The sequence below is a fragment of the Legionella tunisiensis genome (assembly GCF_000308315.1).
GTDB lineage: Bacteria > Pseudomonadota > Gammaproteobacteria > Legionellales > Legionellaceae > Tatlockia > Tatlockia tunisiensis.
This window is the reverse complement of record NZ_CALJ01000105.1, coordinates 1-6,606: the sequence shown is the minus strand read 5'-3', so window position 1 is coordinate 6,606 and position 6,606 is coordinate 1. Positions and strand designations below refer to the sequence as shown.

Here is a 6,606-nt window from a genome sequence, read left to right as displayed (position 1 = left end):
CTTGGGCCATAGGACAAATCTTCCCAGTTGCCCCTATTTCGCAACTTACCGAAAAACCAACAATGCACAGTATTCTGCAAGATTTGACCTGTGATTCCGACGGCACTCTAAAGGAATACACGGGTAGTTCCTGCATCAATACCACCTTAATGTTGCCCCCGTTTAATGAGCATAACCCTTATGCCATTGCTTTCTTTTTAGTAGGCGCTTATCAAGAAATACTTGGCAATCTGCACAATTTATTTGGCGATACTAATTCCCTGGATGTGAAATTAACTAGTGAAGGGCAATTTGAGATCAATGATTTAGTCAGCGGTGATACAGTCACCAATGTCTTGAATTTTGCTCATTTTGACACTAAAAATTGCTGCTCTCCTATGAAAAACAATTGATAAGCAGTGAATTGCCTCATGAAAAAATTCAGACTTATCTGAATGAATTACGCAGTATTTTTTCGCAACAAACTTACCTCGACAGTAATAAAATAAAAGGATAAATAATGACGACACCTAAACAAGCTGGCTTTTATATGCCTCCCGAATGGTATCCTCATACAGGCTGCTGGATGGCCTGGCCTTGTCATCTGGAAAGTTGGGCTACAATCGGCTTGGAACGTGCAGGTATCGCTTACGCGCGTGTTGCTAAAGCCATCGCACAATATGAACCTGTTACCATGCTAGTTAATCCTGCTGATATGGAACAGGCAAAAAATTATGTGGTGAGAAAATCCACTTGCTTCCTTTGGCTCTCAATGACTCCTGGACTCGTGATACAGGCCCTACTTTTTACTCAATGCACAAAAAGAGTTAGCCGGTGTTGACTGGATTCATAATGCCTGGGGCGGTAATTACGAGGATTGCGCTCTGGATAATCAAATTGCTGCGGCAGTTATCAAACAAACAGCAGCTCGTCATTTTAAAGCACCTCTGGTTATGGAAGGTGGTTCCTTCCATGTTGATGGCGAAGGGACCATTTTAACTAGCCGTGAATGTCTGTTAAATCCTAACCGTAATCCCCATCTCTCCCAGGCTGAGATAGAAGACTACCTATGCAATTATCTCAATGCAGAAAAAATTATTTGGTTAAATAAAGGATTGCTAGGTGATGAGACGGATGGCCACATTGATGAAATTGCCTGTTTTATTGCACCGGGTAAAGTCTTGGCCTTGATTACTCATGATAAAAACGATGCTAATTATCAAACCCTGCATGAAAACCTTGAAATCTTAAAATCAACCACCGATGCAAGAGGAAGGAGTCTGGAGGTTTTCACTGTAGAACAACCACCCGCAACTTATATGGATAATGAACGTCTAACGCTTTCCTACATTAATTTCTATCTAGCTAATCAGGGAATCGTGATGCCTGCTTTTGGCCATGCCAAACATGACAACGCAGCGTATGAGCTTTTCTGTCAATTATTTCCTGCTCATCATATTACGCAAATTGATGCGCTCGATGTTTTTGCGGGTGGGGGTGGCATCCACTGCATCACGCAGCAACAACCACATTCAAAAATAATTAAAAGATCACGTCCTATTCTCAGAGCTAAATCTTACTAAATTACAAGCGTCAATCTTACCTGGTGTATAACAGGTAAGATTGAATTTTGGTAGGTAATTACTCCTAAAAAGCCAAAAGGAATGAGCTATCCCACCGCTTCGCGTGAAAGGGTTAGGCTATTTAATACCCGCCATTTCCTATATTCGTCGGGGCCAAGATGAGCTGGATATATCCGAACCAAACCTTATTTCGAATCAGAACACATCCAGAACTCCTGCCATAAAGTATTACCCGCCAGAGGATTTTTATAAGCCTAGATTTGAGAGATTTCTTCAACAACTAATTTAGATATTAAATACGCGTCGGGATCTAACATTTTCCCAGTTCGCATTTGCCTTTCCTGTATTTTTACCACATGTTTTCTCGCATCCTGCTTTTTAAGTCCAGCCTATGGTAGGATAAATTTTGATCATCTGTAGATGACTCTGGCATATTCTATATGTATATTTATCTTGGTGGTTAATTATCACATGAAAATTAATAATAAAATAACATTGAATAAATCTATGCGGTCACCCATTATGTTTTTCGTACCTGCCTGCAAAGAACCCCAACAAGCTCGTTACCTGACTTAACCGAGGTCAGGACCGACCCTATTTAAGAGCCTCCAATAGATGGCTGAGGTGGCTCATCTTCAACTTCAACAGAGTTATTCACAAAAGCCTCTTCGCTTTGTTTCTCTTTTAGCTGTTCAGTTTTTGGGGAAATATCTTTTACTTGATTAAATCCTAAAATATTTCTGAAGAAATCCACAATCACTTGGCCGAAGTTACGCTTATCCATTCTTTTTGCAAGTTCAGGATGGCCAAAGCTAATCATATTATTTTCAACAGTGATAGATGGCTCTTTGCCGCTATTCGAAAAATCCATATTAATTGTGCCCGCAGCTTTAATGACATAATCAAAACCTTTTTGTGGCAAAAGTCGTGGGTTCTCTAAATCAACCTTCATTTTTCCAGCAACTAACGGATTACCTATAATCAGATCTTTTACTGTTGTGAGCTCTTGAATTTTAAACCCAGTTTTATTGGTAACGATGTTAATTGATACATCCATTTTACCTACTGTGGCGAAGGGTATCTCCTGATCTAGATCTTCTTCATTGAAACGGCGAGTGGACTTGATACTGGGTACATAAACCCGCCCTGGTGGAAGCTCTTCTTTAAATACTCAACGATTTCGCTGGCTTTTAGTTTTGTCGAGAGGTTGCATATCTTTTAAAATTACATTTTGTAAAAAAGATTCAATATCCTCTACACTCTTGAATCCATTGAACTGATCAGCATATTCTTTAATCGGAACTCCATTAATTTTCATTCTACCTTGGCCGGATTCTCTAAACCAATCCAACTGAAGATTAGCATCACCAGTGTTTGCTTTAGAAATATCTACTGGACTATAACGGCTGTGGTATTTTTCCCATTTTCCTTTTCCCATGATTGATGCCTCATTATAACGGGCATACATTAATATTAGACTCTTTTCAAATTTGTATTGTGTAGCAGGGCTAGAATGGGCACCGTCAACTTAACTTAACGAGACGCAAGAGATGATTTCTGGACGAATTTTAGGCGCAAAGCAGCGATGCCGTTATAAGGAAAGTTACCTCCAGATTACCGAAGGACTTCCCGAACGACATCGCAGAACCTATTTTTACAGGGATACCTTTAGCGGCAAAAAAACTATGTGAGTACTGTGCTCAAAATAATACTAGCTATCATTGGGCCATACAGAAAATCACCACTATAACCAGTTTCTATTAAAACTTCACTGAACTTATCTCTGACGAATACGAATATTTTTCTATTTCTATCTCACTTCTAAAGGGGGTGAAAAAACGTAGTGCTTGGGAGCTTTCTACTGACTGAGTTTCAGGTAAATCTGCTATAAACCCTTCAATCAATAATTCTCCTTCTGCATGTGCTAGCTCACCGATATCTTCCTGGGTAGAATCAGCAAATGATTCCGTTAATCCTTTTTCACTTTGCAAAATGTCTTGCACAAACGCTTGTGATCCACAACGTAATGCATTTTCCCTTTCTATCTCTATAGCAAGCTGTTCAGCCAAAGATAGGACCTCAGCATGCGCCAACTCAACGCTATCTTCCTGGATAGAATCAGCAAATGATTCCGTTAGTCCCTCTTCACTTTCCAAAATTCCTTGCTCAAATTCTTGCGATTCACAACACAACGCATTTTCCCTTTCTATCTCCGTGGCAAGCTGTTCAGCCAAAGATAGGACCTCAGCATGCGCCAACTCAACGCTATCTTCCTGGATAGAATCAGCAAATGATTCCGTTAATCCTTTTTCACTTTGCAAAATGTCTTGCTCAAACGCTTGCGATCCACAACGTAATGCATTTTCCCTTCCTATCTCTATAGCAAGCTGTGCAGGCAAAGATAGGACCTCAGGCTGTGCGACCTCATAGCTATCTGGCTGTGCTCCCAATAAGTTATCATTTATTCGATAGAACCTCTCTACTCGCACTACATTCTGGTCGTTTACTATCTTAATGGGCTCAAGTAATTGACGTTTTTTAAAGCAGCAAGAAAACTTTGACAGAAAGCACTTTTTATTTGAGCTCTTTCCTCCTCATCAGCACTGCCCAGCAATTCTTCTTTTTTCTTATCCTTAAGTTTGCCCCAGACAGATTCTTCTGTTTCACTTTCATCAAAAATTTTGCCTCTTTTTGCTGCAACATAGCCATGAGTTTGACCGTAAAATTCTGCCATTGCTACAAGTGATCTTTTTTGTTGACTGATTAAAGTAGCTTTATAATGCTGATGGTAGATGATTCTAATTTCTTCCAGCTCGCTTTCCGATAAACCTACTGATAAAGCAGTCTTAGTCTCAGCTGTAAGCTTCATCCATACATAGGATGGTGTATGTCTCCTGCTATTATAGTGCCCTCCTTTGCCGGCAAATTTTTCGCCATTTCTTACACCTAGTTTTTCAGCTGAATCACAAGCCCTCTTAAATGAGGCTGAAGGGTTTTTTAGGAACTATTTGCCGCTGTTTTTTGGCTAAAGGCATTTTGGTTGTATGTGATCTAGTCGCTTTAATAGAATTTTGTGATTCTTGAATGTAGCTACTAGTTGCAACTGAAGAATATTCTCTTTTCGTTGTTCTTTCCGCAGAAGAACCCTGTCATCCGAAATAACATGAGCCTGGGAGGAATAAACGACTGGCTGATAGCCTTCTTGCCTATTTCCGACTTCTTCTCTTAAAGCGTTAGCAGCAGGTCTTAAATAGTTATTCCAAATATGTGACCAATGACTAAATCCGTCATCCCTAGTCAAAAAGAACATTGGTTCAGAAAGATTTAGATAAATAATTCCCTCTTGCATGGAAATTCGAAGGCGATTCGCAAACCCAGCATGCTGAATAACTGCTTCAATATACTCTATATTTTTCTCCACAGCCTCTATACTATCTATACGTATTGCAGAGAAATCCTCCTTTACAGAATAAAGAAATTCATTCCATGAAGATTACCTGATTATTTCTTTTAACTGCTGTGGATATTTTCGTTGTTTTACCTCTACTCGCTCTTGCATGATTCAAAAACCCTACCTATATTGATTTATTTTTAATCTAAAAGATCTTTATCTTAATAAATAGATCTCAAAAATACATAGAAAATTTTTCAACGGTGAAGTCCAATTTGGAATGAGTCTGCGCGTTTCCATTAACAAGCGATCGAATCATGCCACCTTAACATTAAGGATATCTTGTGTATTACACTACGCTCATAGGGTTCCTACTTCCCAATAAAAATAGCTGACATAAGTTGTCGCTCCCGGTAATGCCAGCTATCATTGGGCCATAGTGGAGTTAGTTAAAAGGAAGTCAATAATGAATACAGTGGTATGGCAACCTAAGCAGCCTGAATTGAGTAGAATGTGGAAATTTATGCAATTTGTTGCTGAAAAACAGCAGCAACGATTGACTACTTATGAACAATTACATGCCTGGTCTATACAGGAACCAGCTCTTTTTTGGCGTGCCCTATGCGATTATTTTAACTTGATCTTTAATAGCCCAGCCAAACAGACATTAAACGCTTATAAACATATGTTAGATGCTCGCTGGTTTGAAGGGGCTACTTTGAATTTTGCCGAAAAATTATTAACTCGCCGTGATGAACACCCTGCCCTGATCAGCGTTAATGAAGAAGGAGAGCGTCAGAGTTTAAGTTATAAAGAATTGTATCAAGAAGTTGCTCGCTGTGCGGCTGGTTTAAAGGAAGTTGGCGTCGTTAAGGGTGATCGCGTTGCTGCCATCATGCCGAATGTTCCTTATACCATTATCGCCATGTTAGCGACTGCTTCAATCGGCGCTATCTGGTCGTCCTGTTCCCCTGATTTTGGTGCGCAGGCTGCTATAGATCGTTTAGGTCAAATAGAGCCCAAAGTTTTGTTTGCTTGTGATGGTCATCAATATCTAGGTAAAAAACACGAAGCGACCAGCAAGATAATAGAAGTGAGTAAGGCCATTCCTTCACTGGTTAAAATCGTTATTTGTCCTGTTATTCACACAAAAGCTAATTTTGACTCTCTTAGCAAAGCTGTCACCGTGGATGATTTTGTTAAACCAGCGAAGGATTGTGAGTTTGTAGCGCTACCTTTCGCTCATCCGCTATATATTCTCTTTTCATCAGGAACAACAGGGAAACCCAAATGCATCATTCATGGTGCGGGTGGAACCTTAGTACAACATCTCAAAGAACTAGGCCTGCACACGGATATTAAGGAAGAGGACAATCTCTGTTTTTACACAACCTGTGGTTGGATGATGTGGAATTGGATGGTGTCGGTTTTAGCACTTGGTGCGACACTGACTCTTTATGAGGGTGCCCCAACCTACCCAGACGCCAGCCGTCTGTTTCAATTAATTGAGAATGAAAAGATTACTGTCTTCGGCACAAGCGCCAAATTTATCTCAGCAGTAGAAAAGCAGGTACTAAGCCAACTCAACATTTCCTTAAAAAGCCTACGGGCAATTCCGTAATAACTTCGTATAGCATACATTATACGAAGTTA

5 protein-coding genes and 3 pseudogenes are annotated in these 6,606 nt (G+C 39.9%); 3 read left to right on the top strand and 5 right to left on the bottom strand.

Going from position 1 to position 6,606, the window contains the following annotated elements; all coding sequences use genetic code 11:
- Both BN58_RS07665 and BN58_RS23160 read left to right on the top strand, forming a co-directional pair.
- Positions 1-496: pseudogene (locus BN58_RS07665) on the top strand (biosynthetic arginine decarboxylase); the annotation flags it as partial.
- 3 nt (positions 497-499) lie between these two features.
- Positions 500-1,562: pseudogene (locus BN58_RS23160) on the top strand (agmatine deiminase family protein).
- Between the two features lie 598 nt (positions 1,563-2,160).
- On the opposite strand, the gene BN58_RS07655 reads toward BN58_RS23160, so the two are convergent.
- From BN58_RS07655 to BN58_RS07635, 5 genes are all read right to left on the bottom strand, one after another.
- On the bottom strand, positions 2,161-2,619 hold the full coding sequence (locus tag BN58_RS07655) for a hypothetical protein (RefSeq protein ID WP_019216334.1): 459 nt from the start codon (positions 2,617-2,619) through the stop codon (positions 2,161-2,163).
- A 114-nt stretch (positions 2,620-2,733) separates the two neighbouring features.
- Positions 2,734-3,030: a hypothetical protein gene (locus tag BN58_RS07650; RefSeq protein WP_019216333.1), complete on the bottom strand. Its 297-nt coding sequence runs from the start codon at positions 3,028-3,030 to the stop codon at positions 2,734-2,736.
- A 292-nt stretch (positions 3,031-3,322) separates the two neighbouring features.
- Positions 3,323-4,012, bottom strand: a complete 690-nt coding sequence (locus BN58_RS07645; protein WP_019216332.1) for a hypothetical protein — start codon at positions 4,010-4,012, stop codon at positions 3,323-3,325.
- A 56-nt stretch (positions 4,013-4,068) separates the two neighbouring features.
- On the bottom strand, positions 4,069-4,431 hold the full coding sequence (locus BN58_RS07640; RefSeq protein ID WP_019216331.1) for a hypothetical protein: 363 nt from the start codon (positions 4,429-4,431) through the stop codon (positions 4,069-4,071).
- Positions 4,432-4,587: 156 nt separating this feature from the next.
- Positions 4,588-4,983 carry a hypothetical protein gene (locus tag BN58_RS07635; RefSeq protein WP_019216330.1) on the bottom strand — a complete coding sequence of 132 codons (396 nt, stop codon included), beginning with the start codon at positions 4,981-4,983 and terminating at the stop codon, positions 4,588-4,590.
- A gap of 436 nt (positions 4,984-5,419) precedes the next feature.
- Here BN58_RS07635 and BN58_RS23155 point away from each other — a divergent pair.
- Positions 5,420-6,568 (top strand): annotated as a pseudogene (locus BN58_RS23155) (AMP-binding protein); the annotation flags it as partial.
- Positions 6,569-6,606 lie beyond the last annotated feature (38 nt).

Bases quoted from the DNA above. Each gene is read 5' to 3' on its own strand.
- BN58_RS07640 (WP_019216331.1), bottom strand. From the start codon at position 4,431: ATGAAGCTTACAGCTGAGACTAAGACTGCTTTATCAGTAGGTTTATCG.
- BN58_RS07650 (WP_019216333.1), bottom strand. From the start codon at position 3,030: ATGTATGCCCGTTATAATGAGGCATCAATCATGGGAAAAGGAAAATGG.
- BN58_RS07655 (WP_019216334.1), bottom strand. From the start codon at position 2,619: ATGGATGTATCAATTAACATCGTTACCAATAAAACTGGGTTTAAAATT.